The 17564-nt window shown below is 65.4% G+C and carries 14 protein-coding genes; 12 read left to right on the plus strand and 2 right to left on the minus strand.

Annotated features, from left to right (window positions below; translation table 11 throughout):
- Positions 1 to 38 precede the first annotated feature (38 nt).
- From VGV07_RS17295 to VGV07_RS17310, 4 genes are all read left to right on the plus strand, one after another.
- Positions 39 to 902 (plus strand): sugar ABC transporter permease, encoded by an 864-nt coding sequence (locus VGV07_RS17295; RefSeq protein WP_326869971.1) that lies wholly within the window; start codon positions 39 to 41, stop codon positions 900 to 902.
- A 3-nt stretch (positions 903 to 905) separates the two neighbouring features.
- Complete coding sequence (locus VGV07_RS17300) at positions 906 to 1742, plus strand: carbohydrate ABC transporter permease (RefSeq protein WP_326869972.1); 837 nt, start codon at positions 906 to 908, stop codon at positions 1740 to 1742.
- An 18-nt stretch (positions 1743 to 1760) separates the two neighbouring features.
- Positions 1761 to 3218, plus strand: coding sequence for a hypothetical protein (locus VGV07_RS17305; protein ID WP_326869973.1), 1458 nt, complete (start codon positions 1761 to 1763; stop codon positions 3216 to 3218).
- A gap of 325 nt (positions 3219 to 3543) precedes the next feature.
- Positions 3544 to 5841 (plus strand): Tex family protein, encoded by a 2298-nt coding sequence (locus VGV07_RS17310; protein ID WP_326869974.1) that lies wholly within the window; start codon positions 3544 to 3546, stop codon positions 5839 to 5841.
- Between the two features lie 544 nt (positions 5842 to 6385).
- On the opposite strand, the gene VGV07_RS17315 is transcribed toward VGV07_RS17310, so the two are convergent.
- Together VGV07_RS17315 and VGV07_RS17320 are read right to left on the minus strand one after the other, a co-directional pair.
- The gene (locus VGV07_RS17315; protein WP_326869975.1) at positions 6386 to 6892 is read right to left on the minus strand and encodes a hypothetical protein; all 507 of its coding nucleotides are present in this window, start codon (positions 6890 to 6892) and stop codon (positions 6386 to 6388) included.
- On the minus strand, positions 6892 to 8058 hold the full coding sequence (locus tag VGV07_RS17320; protein WP_326869976.1) for a hypothetical protein: 1167 nt from the start codon (positions 8056 to 8058) through the stop codon (positions 6892 to 6894). Before VGV07_RS17320 ends, VGV07_RS17315 begins: the two co-directional genes overlap by 1 nt.
- A gap of 259 nt (positions 8059 to 8317) precedes the next feature.
- Between VGV07_RS17320 and VGV07_RS17325 the strand changes: the two genes are divergently transcribed.
- From VGV07_RS17325 to VGV07_RS17360, 8 genes are all read left to right on the plus strand, one after another.
- A complete protein-coding gene (locus tag VGV07_RS17325) occupies positions 8318 to 9367 on the plus strand; it encodes a GntR family transcriptional regulator (RefSeq protein WP_326869977.1) in 1050 nt (349 codons plus the stop codon).
- A 102-nt stretch (positions 9368 to 9469) separates the two neighbouring features.
- The gene (locus tag VGV07_RS17330; RefSeq protein WP_326869978.1) at positions 9470 to 11005 is read left to right on the plus strand and encodes an ABC transporter substrate-binding protein; all 1536 of its coding nucleotides are present in this window, start codon (positions 9470 to 9472) and stop codon (positions 11003 to 11005) included.
- 269 nt (positions 11006 to 11274) lie between these two features.
- Entirely contained in the window at positions 11275 to 12447 is a 1173-nt protein-coding gene (locus VGV07_RS17335) for a Xaa-Pro peptidase family protein (RefSeq protein WP_326869979.1), read from the plus strand.
- Positions 12448 to 12676: 229 nt separating this feature from the next.
- On the plus strand, positions 12677 to 13702 hold the full coding sequence (locus VGV07_RS17340) for an ABC transporter permease (protein WP_326869980.1): 1026 nt from the start codon (positions 12677 to 12679) through the stop codon (positions 13700 to 13702).
- Positions 13703 to 13706: 4 nt separating this feature from the next.
- The gene (locus VGV07_RS17345) at positions 13707 to 14549 is read left to right on the plus strand and encodes an ABC transporter permease (RefSeq protein ID WP_326869981.1); all 843 of its coding nucleotides are present in this window, start codon (positions 13707 to 13709) and stop codon (positions 14547 to 14549) included.
- A 33-nt stretch (positions 14550 to 14582) separates the two neighbouring features.
- Entirely contained in the window at positions 14583 to 15530 is a 948-nt protein-coding gene (locus VGV07_RS17350) for a succinylglutamate desuccinylase/aspartoacylase family protein (RefSeq protein WP_326869982.1), read from the plus strand.
- 5 nt (positions 15531 to 15535) lie between these two features.
- A complete protein-coding gene (locus VGV07_RS17355; RefSeq protein ID WP_326869983.1) occupies positions 15536 to 16543 on the plus strand; it encodes an ABC transporter ATP-binding protein in 1008 nt (335 codons plus the stop codon).
- The gene (locus VGV07_RS17360; RefSeq protein ID WP_326869984.1) at positions 16536 to 17501 is read left to right on the plus strand and encodes an oligopeptide/dipeptide ABC transporter ATP-binding protein; all 966 of its coding nucleotides are present in this window, start codon (positions 16536 to 16538) and stop codon (positions 17499 to 17501) included. The genes VGV07_RS17355 and VGV07_RS17360 overlap by 8 nt, the downstream gene beginning before the upstream one ends.
- Positions 17502 to 17564 lie beyond the last annotated feature (63 nt).

The raw sequence follows: 17564 nt of genomic DNA on the forward strand, positions 1-17564 counted from the left end.
TCGCTTCCCCTGATATCCGCACCCAAGAAGAGCCGCGCATGGTCCGTCTCCGTTCGACCCTGTTCCCCTACCTGATGGCGGGCCCTTACATCGCGCTGTTCGCGGTGTTCGTCGCCTATCCGGTGGGGCGCGCGCTCTATATGAGCCTGTTCGACTGGGGGATCTTCGGGCCTAACGCCTTTGTCGGGCTCGATAACTACACATCGCTTTGGAACGACAGGCGGTTCTGGAGTTCGTTCTGGATCACCAGCGGCTTTGCCTTGATGTATGTGCCGATGATCACGGTGATCTCGCTGGTGCTGGCAGTGATGCTGCACCGCAAGCTCCCCGGCATCGGCATCTTCCGCACCGCATTCTTCCTTCCCATCGTGATCAACGTCGCGGTGGCCGCCATCGCCTTCAACTGGCTGTTCGAGCCCAATATCGGCACCATCGACAAGGTGCTCGCCGCCTTCGGGCTGCCCGGGCAGAACCTCCTCCAGATCCCCGGCTGGTCGCTGTTCGTCATCAGCCTCGTGACGCTGTGGATCAATGTGGGGTTCATGGTGATCATCCTCCTCGCCGGGCTCGAGAACATTCCCGATGAGCTCTACGAGGCGGCGCGACTTGATGGTTCCACGGCGCTGCAGGATCTGCTGCTGATCACCGTGCCGCTGCTCAGGCCGATCCTGTTGATCGTCGTCGTCCTCTCGATCGTCCAGGCGTTTCAGATCTTCGGCGAAGTTCTGATCATGACGCAGGGCGGACCGTTCGGCTCCACCACCGTGCTCACCATGCTGCTCTACGAGGAGGGTTTCGAGCGCTTTGCGCTGGGCCGTGCCGCAGCAATCGGCGTCGTCATCACCATCATCATCGCGACGCTGAGCTTCATCCAGTTCCGCTTCTTCCGGCGGGAGGTCTGAGCCATGCAGCAGCGCAAAGGCGCCAACGCCACCCGCTGGATCGTCCTCGCCATTCTCGCCGCCCTGTGGTTCCTGCCGCTGGTATCGCTGGTGCTGTTCTCGTTCGCGCCGCCGAGCGAAGTGCTGAAGGGCGGGTTCGTCCCGACACAGTGGACGCTCGACAATTACGTGAAGGTGCTCACCGAAACGCAGCGCGGGGTGAGTGTCCCCACCGGCATCTGGAACAGCACGGTGATCATGGTGCTGCAGGTCGCGGGCATCCTGCTGCTCGATGTGCCCGCCGCCTATGCCTTTGCGCGCACGAAATTCATCGGTCGCAACGTGCTGTTCGCGCTGGTGCTGGTATCGATGATGATGCCGGGCATTCTCGAGGTGATCTCGCTCTATGACCTGATGGCCAATATCGGGCTGGTGAACACGCTCTGGGGGGTGATCCTGCCCGGCCTGCCCAGGGTCATCGGCATCTTCATCCTGCGCCAGTTCTTCATGCAGGTGCCGCGCGAGCTCGATGAGGCGGCGCGCATCGATGGCGCCACCGATTTCCAGGTGTTCCTGAAGATCATGGTGCCGCTGGCCCTGCCCTCGATCATCACCGTCACGGTGATCACGGCACTCTATAGCTGGAACAATTTTCTCTGGCCGCTGATCGTCACCAACACGCCGGAAGCCATGCCGGTGCCGGTGGTGATCGCCTATCTCAGCGCCGATACCAGCGCAGTGCTCAACTACACGCTGATCCTCGCCGCCGCCTTCGTCACATCCTTGCCGATGATCCTGCTGTTCCTCGTGGGCCAGCGCTGGATCGTCAGTGGAATGCGCCCGACTTCGGGCATCAAATAAGTCTCAGGAGCTAGTTCTATGCCGACGATCAAGGTCGACCCGCGGCCGCTGCACGCCATTTCACCCCGTCTCTACATGCAGTTCATGGAGCCGCTCGGCACCACCGATTCGTCGGTCGAAGCATGCTGGGATGCACTCAGCGATCGCTGGCGGCCCGATTTCATCGAGGTGGTGCGCGATCTCGCCCCGAGCTCGATCCGTTGGGGCGGCATCCTCACCAGCTTCTGGAAATGGCGCGAAAGCGTCGGCCCGCGCGCCGCACGCCAGGACATGGTCAACTACCTCTGGGGCGGCTGGGAGAAGAACGTCGTCGGGGTCGACGAATTCCTCGCCTTCTGCGAGGCGGTTGCGGCCGAGCCGATCATGGCGATCAACTTCGCTGCCGATGGCCGTCCTGAATACATCAACACGGCCCTGGGCGAGCAGCGCTCGGGCGATGCCACCGAAGCCGCCGACCTCGTCAGCTACTGCAACGACCCCGATAATGCCGAGCGCATCGCCAATGGCCGCAAGGCGCCATGGGCCATCCACACCTGGCAGATCGGCAACGAAACCTCCTACCCCAAGGCCGGCGAGCGCTTCACCAGCACCGAGAACGCCCGGCACTACGTTGAGTTCGCCAAGGCAATGAAGGCGCGCGACCCATCGATCCAGCTGATCGGCTGGGGCGACATGGAGCGCGACACCGGCAAATGGTGGGCCAACGAGCTGGTCAAGCAGGGTGGCGAGCTCGTCGACATGATCGCCATCCACATGATGCACCAGAACCCGGGGAACGAGCCCACGGTGCTCAGTGGCCGCGACTACCGGAAGGATTACGGCGCCACCTGGGAGGCGCTGGGCGGCATGTACGACAAGGTCGAGCAGAAACTGCTCGGCGCACGCCGGACGCTCGAGGCACTCGGCACCCCGGCCAAGCTCGCCATTACCGAGGGGCATCTGTCGATCCAGCCACACAACAAATCCGAGATGCTGCGCGAGTGGATCTCGGGGCTCTACCACGCGCGCTGCATGGCACTGTTCGAGCGGCATTCCGACATCATCGATATCTCGACGCTGGCCGATTTTGCCGGAACCTCGTGGACGGTAAACGCAGTGCTGCTGGGCTCGCCGCGGGAGCAACCCTACCTGCTGCCGGTCGGGCATATCATGCGGCTGTTCCGTCGCCATTCGGGTACGCATGGCGTGGCGATCTCGTCCGACGACAAGTCGATCGAAGTCTCGGCCAGTCGATCGGTCAACACGCTGTTCGTGCATGTGGTCAACACCAGCCTCGACCACGGTGCCGAGGTGACCCTCGAGCTCGGTGGCGTCTCGCCCAAGGCGATCCGCGCCCACCGCATCAACCCGGAACTCGACACGGCGATCGACAGCACGGCGCTCGAGGTGTTCGCGGTGACGACGACGAATGAGCAGCCAGAGGGCAAGCTAAGGGTGCCGAAGGCGTCGGTCACCGCCTACGAGATCGAACTCTAGCCGCGTGCATCAGTATCCAGGCAGCCAGGATCTCGGTGCGCCGCTCCTTGAAACAAAGGCGGTCGCCAAATCCTGCTGGCCGACCTCGGCAATGGTGGGCGCGACCTCTTGGTTCAGCGGGGAGGCCGGACGTGACCGTCGCCTCCCCGGCTGCCACGCCTGCAGAGATCATCCGCTCCCTCCCAGTTAGCGCATCGACCAACGATGCTGCGGACGAACCGCGGCGCTTCGCCCTGCGCACAAAGCGAGGAAATCGTTCGGCGCCGGGTGTGAGGTCCGGCCCGAGACGACTATGGTCGGCCCGACCAAATCAAGAAGTAGCCGCATGTCTCAACTCGACACCCGCATCGCCGCCCAGCTCGCCACCGAAATCGCCGCCCGTCCTGAACAGGTTCGGGCGGCCGTAGAACTGCTCGATGACGGCGCCACTGTCCCGTTCGTCGCGCGCTACCGCAAGGAAGTGACCGGCGGGCTCGACGACACCCAGTTGCGCCTGTTGGCCGAGCGGCTGACCTATCTGCGCGAACTGGAAGCCCGTCGCGCGGCGATACTCAAATCCATCGACGAACAGGGCAAGCTCACCGGCGATCTGAGCGCCGCCATCAACCGTGCGGCAACCAAGGCTGAGCTGGAAGACCTCTATCTGCCGTTCAAGCCCAAGCGCCGCACCAGGGCCGAGATTGCGCGGGAACGCGGGCTTGGCCCGCTCGCCGAAGCAATTCTCGCCAATCGCAGCGCCGATCCGCAACTGCTTGCCGAGGGGTACATCACCGAAGAGGTGCCTGGCACCAAGGAAGCTCTGGAAGGCGCGCGCGACATCGTCATCGAGGGCCTGTCGGAGAATGCCGCCCTGCTCGGCCAGCTCCGCGCCCATATGCGCGACAAGGCCATGCTCAGCGCCAAGGTGTTGAAGGGAAAGGAAGAGGCCGGCGCCAAGTTCTCCGACTATTTCGATCATTCCGAACGCTGGAACAAGGTCGCGGGACACCGCGCCCTCGCCATGATGCGCGGTCGCGACGAGGACGTGCTCAGCCTCGATATCGAGGTGGATGCCGATGTCACCGATCCGGTCAAACCGGCGGAGCGCTTCGTCGCCGGCGCGCTCAACGTGCAGGGCAATGGAGCGGGCGACAGATGGCTCCGTGAGGTGGCCGGCTGGGCCTGGCGCACGCGGCTGCGCATCTCACTCGCCATCGACCTGATGATCGAGCTGCGCGAGCGGGCCGAGGTCGAGGCCATCGGCGTATTCGCCCGCAACCTCAAGGACCTGCTGCTGGCGGCCCCGGCCGGGGCCCGCGCCACCATGGGGCTCGACCCCGGCATCCGCACCGGCGTCAAGGTCGCGGTGATCGACGCCACCGGGAAGCTCCTCGATACCGAAACCATCTACCCGTTCCCGCCCCGCAACGATGTGATGGGCGCCCAGGCCGCCATCGAGGGGCTGATCAAGCGGCACGGCGTTGAGCTCATCGCCATCGGCAATGGCACCGGCAGCCGCGAGACCGAAAAGCTGGTCGCCGACCTGATCGAACGCCTGCCGGCGCCGAAGCCGACCAAGGTCATCGTCTCCGAAGCCGGCGCGTCGGTTTATTCCGCCTCCGAACTGGCGGCGGCCGAGTTCCCCAATCTCGACGTGTCGCTGCGCGGCGCCGTCTCCATCGCCCGCCGCCTGCAGGATCCGCTGGCCGAACTGGTCAAGATCGAACCCAAGTCGATCGGGGTTGGCCAGTATCAGCACGACGTCGACCAATCCCGCCTCAGCCGTTCGCTCGACGCCGTTGTCGAAGACGCAGTGAACGCCGTCGGCGTCGACCTCAACACCGCCTCCGCGCCGCTGCTCGCGCGGATTTCCGGTCTTGGCCCATCGGTCGCCGACGCCATCGTCACCCATCGCGACGCCAATGGCCCGTTCCGCTCGCGCAAGGGGTTGCTCGAGGTGCCGCGGCTCGGCCAACGCACCTTCGAGCAGAGCGCCGGGTTCCTGCGCATTACCGGCGGGACCGAGCCGCTCGATGCATCCTCGGTGCACCCAGAAGCCTATGGCGTCGCCCGCAAGATCGTCGCCGCCTGCGGCCGTGACCTCCGCAGCATCATGGGCGACAAGGCGGCGCTCGCGGGCCTCGATCCGAAGCGTTTCGTCGACGAGCGCTTCGGCCTGCCGACGGTGCGCGATATCCTCGCCGAACTGGAAAAGCCCGGCCGCGACCCCCGCCCCGCCTTCAAGACGGCGACCTTTGCCGAGGGCGTCGACGATATCAAACACCTCAAGCCCGGCATGCTGCTTGAAGGCACCGTCACCAATGTCGCCGCCTTCGGGGCATTCGTCGACATCGGCGTGCATCAGGACGGGCTGGTTCACGTCTCTCAGCTGGCTGACAAATTCGTCAAGGACCCGCACGAGGTGGTCAAGGCCGGCGATGTGGTGAAGGTTCGCGTCGTCGAAGTCGATGTGCCGCGCAAGCGGATTGGTTTGAGCATGCGCAAGGAGGTTGATCCCACCGCCCCGCGCGACCGGCCGCGGGACCCGCCGGTGCGGGCCAACCAGCGGGTGCAGCAGCAGACGCCGAGGAGCACTGGGTCATTGGGGGACAGGCTGAGCGAAGCGATGAACAGGAAGAAGTAGATCGCGAGCAGCACAAACACCGGCGCCATCGCAACCAAAATGAACCAATAGACAGGCAGCGATGCATCGGCGCCTGACACGCGGAATATTCCGTGCCCTACTGCTTCGAGAACATCCGAGGGCGATTTTGAGCGACACGCGGTAATGAGCAGACCAAATACGACCGGCCGGAACGCCGCGCTGGAGAGACGAGTTCACAAGATTCTTCCATGGTTTCCATTGGCAGCGGCGGTGTGCACCGTGGTGTTTGTTTGGTTCGCTACGGAAGACGGCATACAAGAAGAGCGACGACTGAAGGAGCAGCGAAGCGCAGAGGCGCAGCAGTTATGCGATGTGAACCGAGACGCTTACTTCTCCTACTATCGCAACGGTCAGTCAGACACCGATTTTGATCTGGATACCACGCGCGGTATCTTGGAGGATTGTGTCCGGAAAGGCCGCTTCCGCCTGGGGAACGAGGGAAGCGGCCCACCTGGTTGAGGTCGCTCGGCACTAGGGGCGTCACCTCCCCCTTCCGCTTGTCTTGGCGCTGCACGGACGCCATTTAGCGCCCCGCCCGCTCCCCAAACACCGCCGCCAGATACGTCATCGTCGCGAACGGCATCACCTCCGGTACCCGGGCCAGCCGCTCGGGCGTGTAGTACCCCGCCTCGTGCAGCAGGTTGAAGGCGCCGATGGTCTGGCCGCCGACCACGATCGGCAGGTTGGCGATCGACTCGCAGCCGAGCGAGCCGATGAGTTGCCAGTCGGCGAAATCCACCGCGATCGCTTCGAGGCTGAGGGCGGTGTAGATTTTCTGCCGGCGGATCAGCGTCTCGGTCCATTTGTTGTCGGGGATCGGCTTGAAGCCGCCCACCGCATAAGCCTCTGCATTCTGGGTGAAGAGGCGGCGGAGCCGGCCGGCCGGGATGTCGAACAGGGTGGCAGTGGTGAGCTTGCTGCCGATCGCCTCGCCGATCAGCCCGGCGACGAAATCGAAAATCGGCTCGGTCGGCCCGGCCTGCCGCACGAGCGCGAGAAAGGCCGGCCAGTGCTGGTCTGGTCCGGCCATCAGGCGACCCAGAAATCGCGGAGCGTGGAGGGGGTGTGCATGTTGCCGTAGAGATAGGCCCAGAACTCGGTGCGCCGCTCCTTCGGCACCTTCTCCCATACGGCGTGCGTTGCGGTATCGCCGCACCAGTAGCCATAGACGAACGGCGCGCGGAGGCCGTGGCGGAGGAAGGCGATGCGGTTGGTGGCCGTGGCGAGGTCCTGATAGCCGGCCGCGGCGATGATCGGCGCCACTTCCTCGTGCGAGCGTCCCTCAGCATGCAGCATCCAGGCGGCGTTGCAGCGGAGCGCTGCCCTCAGCCGCTCGAGTGTCATGCCGACCACGTCCTCGGGGGTGTTGATCCAGTCGAGGAAGAACCAGCCATTGTCGGCGATGCCTTCGAACAGCGCGCTGCTGGCCGAGCTGGTCACCACCTGGGCGCCATCGAGCGGCATCTTGCCTTCGGCGACATAGCGCTGGCGCAGCGCCATGTGGACCAGGTGGCCGGGGAAGGCCTCGTGGCAGGCAAGGTGCTTGATGGCCGAGCGGGTGAACGGCATGGCGAGGTTGAGCCGCATCTTGCGCTCGGGGAAATCGCAATAGGCGGTGAACGGCACATCGTCCAGACGCACCGGCTCGAGCCATTCGTCGTTCATCAGGTACATCATTTCGCTGGTGCGGCGACGCGCCTCGCGCGTCACCTCGCCCATGGTGGCGAGCACCTGGTCGGCCGGCACCAGCGTATCGGCTTCGAACCGCCCGACATCCTCGGCGAGCGAGCCGCCGCGATAGCCCAGCTCATCGAGATTGGCGCGGATGGTGTCGCGATAGCCGTCGAGGATCTCGTCGCTCACCAGTTGGGTGTCGACCCGCATCTGCCGGCGCAACCGCTCGGCATAGGAGATCTGCCGGCCTTCGAAGGTGTCGAGCAGGGCGAGCAGTGAATCCACCATTTCGAGCAGGTAGGCGCGGCGCAGTTCGCTCTCGGCCTCGCCCGGGATGCGCGCTTGCAAAGCTTCGAGGCGGTCGCGCGCTTCGCTGTAGCTCGTGAGCGCATAAGGCTCGACCTGCGCCATCGCTACCGGGATCAGCCCCTCGCGGTCGAGAAAGCTCTGGGTGCGCGGCACGTCGCGATAGAGCCGATCGAGACCGGCCGTCAGCCGCGCCAGTTCCAATCCCAGTTGCATGCTCATTCCTGCTCACCCAGCCCCTGATTGACATAGCAGACTAGAACACCATCAGCTGGGCACTTGCCAGAGGCCCAGACCGACTTTCGTTGCATGCAGGGTGTCACACTCACCCGCCTGCCGGCGCCAAGCCTCTGATTTTGCCGACATTTGCATGCGATTTGGGCAGCCAAAGGTCAGTGCATGTTTTTTGTTCGCACCCGATTGTCAGCAGGGAAAGGGAACGCTACCGTCACGGTGTATCAGGTGGATAGAACACATGTTCGCGATCGACGCCAACAGCATCGACAAGTCCCTGCCCGTGCCGGTCGGCACGCAGCTCTATGGCCTGTTGAGCTATGCGCTGTCGTTCGGCGGCATCGCCCACGGCACCCGCCTGCAGTCGGTGCGCCAGCTCGCCGCCGAGCTCGGCATCGCCCCGATGACCGTGGCGCAGGTGTATCAGCGGCTGCGTGACGCGGGCCTCGTCGAGATGAAGCATGGGCTGGGCGCCTTTGCCGTCTCCGATGTGAAGACGCGCGGGCCCGACAGCCTGCCGGTCTCGTCGCTGCGCGCCGATATCGAGGTGCTGATCGGCAAGGCCGAAAAGCTCGGCATCTCCTCCCTGACGCTCAATTCGATGATCAATGCGCAATCGCTGCTGCGCCGGCCCAAGGCCGGACTGAAGATCGTGTTCGTCGCCATCTTCGAGGGGCCGGGGCGCGATTACGTGGCGCAACTGAAGCCGGTGCTGGCGACCAACGACCAGATCCAGCTGATCACGCTCGACTCGTTGCGGGTCACCGAGGAATTGCGGCGGATCAGCACCGAGGCCGATATCGTCCTCACCTTCCTCCACCGCGAGGCGGAGGTGCAGGCGCTGATCCCCCAAGCGCGGGTGCTGGGGCTGCGCTTCATCCCCTCGATGCGCACGCGGCAGGCGCTGGCCGGGCTCGATCCGCGCACCCGGGTCGCGGCGGTGACCTATTTCGAGGAGTACATCGCCATCATGCGGCCGAGCGTGCGCGAATTCGCCCCGCACGTCTCGGATATCCGCGTCACCTGGCTGTCTTCGCCCGACATTGGCGACGTCATCGCGCAATGCGACGCGGTGATTTTCGCCTCCGGCGCCGACCATGTGGCTGACCTCGTGCAGCCCGGGGTGCCGTGCTTCGAATACCGGCATGCGCCGGATCCGGGCGCGCTGGAGGGTGTGCTCGTACCGCACCTGGCGGATCTGCGCCGGGGCAAGATCGCCGTCAACGAGACGGCGCCGGAGGGCGGTGGCGCCGAGATCGATGCCACCGAAAAAGACGCGGCGAACGGCTAGCCGCAGGGATGAAGTGGTCGCGCTTTCGAACCAGAGAAGTCTGCAACTCCACCTGAAAGCGCTCCGTCGCCGAACAACACGACTTCACACAGGGGAACGGGAATGAACAAACTTTTGCTGCTGACCACCGCCATAGTGGCGCTGGGGCTGTTGCCGGCGACCGTAACGCAGGCACAGGATACGTCGATCGTGATCGGCGCCGATGTCGATGCCGGCACGCTCGATCCGCGCCTTACTCGCGACACCACCGCCTATCGCGCCGCCGACCTGATCTATGCCGGCCTCGTGCACCTGACGCCGAGCCTCGAGCCGGTGCCGGACCTGGCCGAGAGCTGGGAATCGCCCGATCCGCAGACCTACATCTTCAAGCTCCGGCCCGACCTCAAGTTCTCGGACGGCTCGCCGCTCACTGCCGACGACGTGGTGTTCACCTATCAGAGCGTCATCAACCCCGATTTCAACGCGCCCGATCGCGCGCTCTACACCCCGATCAGCGCAGTGGAAGCGGTCGACCCGCAGACGGTGAAGTTCACGCTCTCGGCGCCCTACGCACCGCTGCTCAGCTATCTCGACAAGGGGATCGTCTCGAAGGCAGCGGTCGAAGCCGGCAAGGACCCGGCAACCGACCCGATCGGCGCCGGCCCGATGACGCTGGTCGCCTGGAACCGCGGCAGCGATATCGTCTTGAAAGCCAGCCCGACTTATTGGGACGGCGTCGCGCCGGTCACCGATGTGACCGTCAAGATCATCGGCGACAACTCGGCCCGCGCCCAGGCCTTCGAAGCCGGCGACCTCGACGTGATCCAGTCGCCGCTGTCGCCCAACGACATCAAGCGGCTCAGCGCCGATGCGCGCTTCGGCAACGTCATCATGGCGGGGCTCGGCGTCACCTACATCAACTACAACGTCAAGGATCCGCTGCTCGCCGATCCGGGAATGCGCCAGGCGTTCTCGATGCTCATCGACCAGCAGTCGATCGTCAACGACATCTACCAGGGCGTCGACGAGATCGCCTCGTCGATCATCCTGCCCTCGTCCTGGGCCTACTCGGCGGACATCAAGCAGCCGACCTTCAGCGTCGAAGGCGCGGTAGCCAAGTTCAACGAGCTGGGCTGGACGGACAGCGACGGCGACGGCATCCTCGACAAGGACGGCAAGAAGCTGACGGTGACCATCGCCACCCACAGCGAAGACCCCAACCGCGTACAGGCCGTGGAAGTGACGCAGGCCATCATGCAGTCGGCCGGCGTCGATGCGCAGGTGCAGATCACCGACTGGCCGTCGTTCTCGACCAACTATGTGCAGAAGGGCCTGCACCAGATCGCGCTGCTCGGCTGGCTCAACATCGTCGACCCCGACCGGCTGCTGTTCGGCCAGCTCTCGACCGGCGGCTCGACCAACTGGGGCGGCTATTCCAACCCCGAAGTCGACAAGCTGCTGCAGGAAGGCCGCTCGTCGCTCGACCAGGCGGAGCGCGCCAAGGCCTACCAGGCGGCGGCGACCATCCTCGCCAGCGACCTGCCCTACTACATCATCTCCGACCAGGGCTATCAGCTGTTCTACAAGAAGGACTTCCCGGTCGAAGTGAAAGCCACCCCGCGCGGCAATTTCCGCGGCCTCATCGGCCTCGAGAAATAAGCCGCGCCCCGGCCGGCGCCACCCTCCCAGGCGCCGGCCATCTTGTTTTGGAGTTTGAGGGGATAGCCCGGTTCGGGAAGATACCCCCCACCCTGTCCCTCCCCCGCAAGGGGGAGGAGACCAAAACACCAGCGCCGGTGAGAGCGTCTCCCTCCCCCCTGCGGGGAGGGGACAGGGGTGGGGGTACGTTTCCCACACCGGCTCATCGGCCTGGCTCTGCAGACGTTTGATTTTCGCGCTTTCGCCACCTGAAGCGCCCAGGAGACAAGATGAGTTTCACGCAGCGTCTCGGCGCAGATTTCTACGCGCGCGTTCATCGCGATATCCGCGCCCGCATGGCGGAGGCCGGCATCGACCTGCTGCTGCTCGATGCCAATGACGACGTGATCTACACGACCGGCTTTTCGCACTACACGACCGAACGGCCGGTGGTGTTCGCCATCAGCCAGTCCGGCGCCTGGCTGTTGCTGCCGCGGCTCGAACAGGGTCATGCGGCGCACCAGGAGATTGCCGCCGAGCCGATCATCTATTTCGAGTTTCCCGGCGTCACGAGGCCATTCGAGGCGCTGGCGCGGGCGCTGCCGGCGCAATCGGGCACCGTGGCGCATAGCTATGGCATCGCCTATGGCCGCATCGGGCAGATCGCCGCCGCCTTCCCCAATGCCAGGGTGCAAGCCTCCGACATCGTCCAGAAGATGCGGCTCAGGAAGCACCCCGAAGAAATCCGGCTGCATCGCGAGGCGGCCCGTATTTCCGACGCCATGGTCACCGCAGGCGTGCAGCTGATTGCCGAAGCCGCCAGGAAGGGCGGCGAGTTGCCGAGCGAAATCGAGATCGAATCCTACGTCTCGCGGCACGCCATGCAGATCATGTATGCCGAGCACGACGAGCTGATGCTGGTGCAGGGGCTCGCCTCGGGCCTCGTCTATTCGGGCATCCGTTCGTCGTTCCCGCACGGCATGCCGACCGGCAATCCGGTGCAGCGCGGCGAGAGCCTGATCCTGTCGCTCGGCTGCCGGGTCGGCGGTCGCGCCGCCGAAAGCGAGCGCACCTTCTTCATCGGCGAGCCCACCGCCGAACAGCAGCGGCACTATTCCGTCGCCTACGAAGCGCAGAAAATGGCGACCGCGGCGCTGATCGCCGGCCACACTTGCGCCTCGTCCGACAACCTGGCGCTCGGCTACATCAAGGACCATGGCATGGCGGAGAATGCGCTCCACCGGGTCGGGCATGGCATGGGCATCATGTTCCACGAGCCGCCATGGATTGAAGCCGGGGACCAGACCATTCTCGAGCCGGGGATGATCGCCTCGAGCGAACCCTCGATCACCATCCCGGGCTTTGCGGGCTATCGCATTGCCGACACGGTGCTGGTGACGGCCGAGGGGCCGGACAGCATGACGCATTATCCGCGGCGGATCGATGAGATCGTGATCGCATGAGGGTGGCGGCGCGCGCATCGGTAGGAGTGTTGCGGGTGGAGACCCACCGAACGTGCAGCGACGTGCCTTCTCCCCTTGAGGGAGAAGGTGCCCGAAGGGCGGATGAGGGGTATCTCTCCCCGTACTCTGTCGCTCCTCGCTTCGCTCGGAGCGCGCTACACTTCGTTTCGCGATACCCCTCATCCGGCGCTGCGCGCCACCTTCTCCCTCAAGGGGAGAAGGCAGATCGGTGCGCGTTGCCGCCATCTGTGCCCTTGCTCCCGAGACCTGCGCGATGATCGCCTATGTCATCCGCCGCCTGCTGCTGCTGATCCCCATGGCGTTCGGCATGGTCGTCGTGACCTTTGGCCTGTTGCTGCTGGTGCCGGGCGACCCGGCTGCGGTGCTGCTGGGCCCGGAAGCCTCGCCGGAGATGATCGCCAACCTCCGCGGCACGCTGGGGCTCGATGACCCGTGGTATGTGCGGCTGTGGGATTATTTCGCCCACCTGCTCCAGGGTGACCTCGGCCGCTCGATCTTCCAGAGCGCGCCGGTGAGCGAGATCATTGCCGGGCGCATCGGCGCGACCGTCGAGCTCGCCGTGGTGGCGCTGCTGCTCGCGACCATCATCGGCGTGACGCTCGGCGTGCTCGCGGCGATCAAGCAGGGCTCGATCATCGATACGGCGACAATGCTCCTGGCGCAGCTCGGCGTTTCCATGCCGGTCTACTGGATGGGGCTGCTGCTGATGCTGGGCTTTGCCGTGCAGCTCAACTGGCTGCCGGCGATCGGGCGTGGCACGCCGATGCTCGAGGCGATCGGCCTGGCTCTATCAGGGCGACCGGATGTGCTTTGGGATTCGATCCTCCATATCCTCCTGCCGGCGCTGGCGCTGGCGGCCAACTCGGCGGCGATCATTTCGCGGCTGGTGCGCACCTCGATGCTGGAAGTGCTGCGCGAGGATTTCGTGCGCACCGCCTATGCCAAGGGGCTGCGCCGCGGCCGGGTGGTGATCCGGCATGCCCTGCGCAACGCGCTGCTGCCGGTGCTGAGCGTCATTGGCCTGCGCTTCGGGGCGCTGCTCGGCGGCGCGGTGCTGGTGGAGATGATCTTTGCCTGGCCGGGGCTCGGCCAGCTTACTTTCTCCGCGGTGTCGCAGCGCGACCTGCCGCTGATCCAGGGGATCGTGCTGACCTTCGCCTTGATCTTCGCGCTCGTAAACCTCGTGGTCGACCTGCTCTACGCACTGGTCGATCCGCGCGTCAGGCTGGGGTGATCCGATGCGGCTCCCCAAACCACTGCGCAACCCCTCGCTGGTGATCGGCGGCCTGATCATCGTGACGCTGATTTCGCTGGCGCTGTTCGCCCCGTGGCTCGCGACCCACCCGGTCGAAAAGCTCGATATGGCGAACCGCTTCTCCTACCCCTCGCTCGAGCACCTGCTCGGTACCGATAATCTCGGGCGGGACCTGTGGTCCCGGCTGATCTACGGGGCGCGGATCTCGCTCTCCATCGGCCTGTTGTCGGTGACGGTGGCAGCCGTCATCGGCACCAGTGTCGGGCTCGCCGCCGGCTATTTCGGCGGTTGGGTCGATATGCTGCTGATGCGGATCACCGACGTGTTCCTCGGCTTTCCCGCCGTGGTGCTGACCCTCGCCATTGTCGCCGTACTGGGGCCGGGCGTCATCAACATCTCGGCCGCCATCATCGCCGTCACCTGGACCGAATATGCCCGGGTGGTGCGCGCCACGACACTGGTGCTGCGCGAACAGAACTATGTGCAGGCGGCGCGGGCGCTCGGCGCCAGCGCGCCACGGATCCTGTTCGGCGAAATCCTGCCCAATACGCTCGGCCCCATCGTGGTGCTGGCCTCGCTCGGGCTCGGCACCGCGGTGATCATCGAAAGCGCCATGAGCTTTCTCGGTTTCGGCTTGCCGCCGCCGACCCCGACCTGGGGCTGGACCCTCTCCTATGGCACGCGGTTCATCCGCGACGAGCCGTGGCTCTCCATCATTTCGGGCGCCACCATCATGATTACCGTCCTGGGCTTTAACCTCCTCGGCGACGGCCTCCGCGACATCCTCGATCCGCGTCAGCTGACCCGGGTCGGGGCGAAGAAATAGACACTCCAAGAAGACTGAAGAAGGACACCGACCATGGTCAAATCGATCAACAAGCTGAGGCCAAAATTCACGACCCATGCCGATGGCAGCGACGCGGTGCTCTTCATCCATGAGCTCGTCGGCGAGAGCGACGGCCCGACGGTGGGCATCTCGGCCTCGATCCATGGCAACGAGAATGCCGGATCGCAGGCCATCCTCGATCTCTACCGCGTGCTGAAGGAAATGCCGCTCAAGGGCCGCATCCTGCTGCTGCCGGTCGCCAACCCTAGAGCGTTCGCGGTGAACCACCGCTTCACCCCGCTCGACGAGCTGAACCTCAACCGCGAATTCCCGGGCGACCCGCGGGGCAATTACACCCAGCAGCTCGCGCATGCGCTGTCGGAGGAGTATTTCGCCAGGCTCGACGCCAATATCGATCTTCACTCGGGCACCGATCGGCCGACCGTCGATTACGTCTACATCTGGAGCGACGAAGGGCTATCCCGCGCCTTCGGCTCGAAAATCCTCTATCGCCCGACCACCGGCAAGACCGGCACGGTCTACACCGGCACCACCAAGACGGTGACCATTGACCGGCGCCCCGAGATGAAGGTGACAACCATCGAGCTCGGCGGCGGCATTGTCGACCAGGGCCCCTATGTGAAGCGCACCGTCGACGGCATGCTGAACCAGCTGCGCTATCTCGGCGTCATCGCGGGCGAGGTGCAGCCGAACCCCGAGCAGGTGGTGGTGACCGAGCTGGTCGGCATCCGGCCAAAGCACGGCGGCTGGCTCGAGCCGCTGTCGCCCGCCAATGGCGAGATCATCAAGGGCGGGCAGCTGCTCGGCCGTGTCGTCAGCCCCTATGATTTCGAGACCATCGAGGAGATCCCGACGCCGTTCCAGAACGGCATCATGGTGATGCAGCACCTGAGCCGCAACCTCGTCGAAGCCGGCGACTATGGCTTCATGGTCGGCAATCTCGACGGCGCCGAGCAGTAGACACGATGACGAAGGCAGCGCCACAGGAGAGGACCGAGGGGCCGGCGATCGCCGTCTCCGGGCTCGAGATCCGTATCCGCGGCGACCAGGGGTCGTACCCGGTGGTTGCCGATATGGCGCTGTCGGTGGCCCGCGGCGAAACGCTCTGCATCGTCGGGGAATCGGGCTGCGGCAAATCGATGACGGCGCTGTCGCTGCTGCGGCTGCTGCCCGAGGCGGCCTCGGTCGCCGGCGGCGAAATCCGCATCAATGGCGAAGATTTCCTTGGCCTGAGCGACCGTGAGGTCGAGGACATGCGTGGCGCCGAGATCGCCATGATCTTCCAGGAGCCGCTGACCGCGCTCAACCCGGTGCTGACCATCGGCGAGCAGATCGCGGAATCGGTGCGCCAGCACAGGAAGGTCGGCGGCGCCGCGGCGATGCAGCGGGCCATCGAGGTGCTGCACCTGGTGCAGATGCCCGACCCCGCTCGCCGGGCGAAACAGTTCCCCCACGAACTGTCCGGCGGGCAGCGCCAGCGCGCCATGATCGCCCTGGCGCTCGCCTGCGACCCGCGCATCGTGGTGGCGGACGAGCCGACCACGGCGCTCGATGTCACCATCCAGGCGCAGATCCTCGGGCTCCTGTCCGATCTGCAGCAGCGGCTCGGCACGGCGCTGATCCTCATCACCCACGATCTCGGCGTCGTTGCCGAAGTCGCCGACCGGGTGGTGGTGATGTATGCCGGCCGCCGCGTCGAGGAAGCGAGCGTCTACGATCTCTTCGACAACCCCATCCACCCCTATACGCTGGGGCTGATGGGGGCGATCCCGCGCTCGGTGGCCGGGCGGCCGACCAGCGAGCGGCTGGTCGATATTACCGGCACGGTGCCGCCACCATGGGACCTGCCCAAGGGATGCGCCTTCGCGCCGCGCTGCCCGCGCGCCTCGGCGCGCTGCTTCGAAGAGCGGCCGCCCTTCGAGGAAAAGCGCCCCGGACATTTCGCCGCCTGCTGGGAGCATGTCGATGCCTGAGGCCCTGCTCGCCGTCGAAAATCTCGAAGTGCATTTCCCGGTGCGCTCCGGCGTGTTCCAGCGCAAATCCGCCCTGGTGCGGGCCGTCGATGGGGTGAGCTTTGCCATCGGCAAGGGCGAGACGCTCAGCCTCGTGGGTGAGAGCGGCTGCGGCAAATCCACCACCGGTCTGGCGCTGATGGGCCTCATCGCCCCGACCGGCGGCCGCGTGCGCTTCGGCGGCGAGGAAATCCGCGGCTTCGATCGCCGGGCGCTGAAGGATTATCGCCGCCGGGTGCAGATCGTCTTCCAGGATCCGTTCTCCTCGCTCAACCCCAGACATCGGGTGCGGGACGCCATCAGAGCTCCCCTCGATATCCATGGCATCGGCACCCGGGCCGAGCGCGACGCCGAGGTGGCGCAACTGATGGCGCGCGTCGGCCTCCGGCCCGACCAGGCCGACAACTTCCCGCATCAGTTTTCCGGCGGCCAGCGGCAGCGCATCGGCATCGCCCGGGCCCTGGCGCTCAAACCCGACATCATCATCTGCGACGAACCGGTATCGGCGCTCGATGTCTCGGTGCAGGCGCAGATCCTCAACCTGCTCGCCGACCTGCAGCGCGACCTCGGGGTGGCCTACCTGTTCATCTCGCACGACCTCGGCGTGGTCGAGCACATCTCACACCGGGTGGCGGTGATGTACCTGGGCAAGATCGTCGAAATCGCGCCGAAGACCCAATTGTTCGAAAAGCCCACCCATCCCTATACCGAGATGCTGACCCGCGCCGCCCCGACCCTCGACCCACGGGCGCGCCACACCTTCAGCGCCTCCAACGACGACGTGCCGAGCGCCATCAACAAGCCCACCGGCTGCCCCTTCCACACCCGCTGCCCGCTGGCCACCGAGGTTTGCAAGAGCAGCGAGCCGCCGCTCACCGCGCGCGACGACGGGCGGTTGGTGGCTTGCCATCACCGGTAGGCGGGGCATCTCCATGGAAGGCACCGGCGGTGCAGTGATCCTCCCCCGCGTGGCGGGGGAGGG

The organism is Devosia sp. (assembly GCF_035944845.1).
Lineage (GTDB): Bacteria > Pseudomonadota > Alphaproteobacteria > Rhizobiales > Devosiaceae > Devosia_A.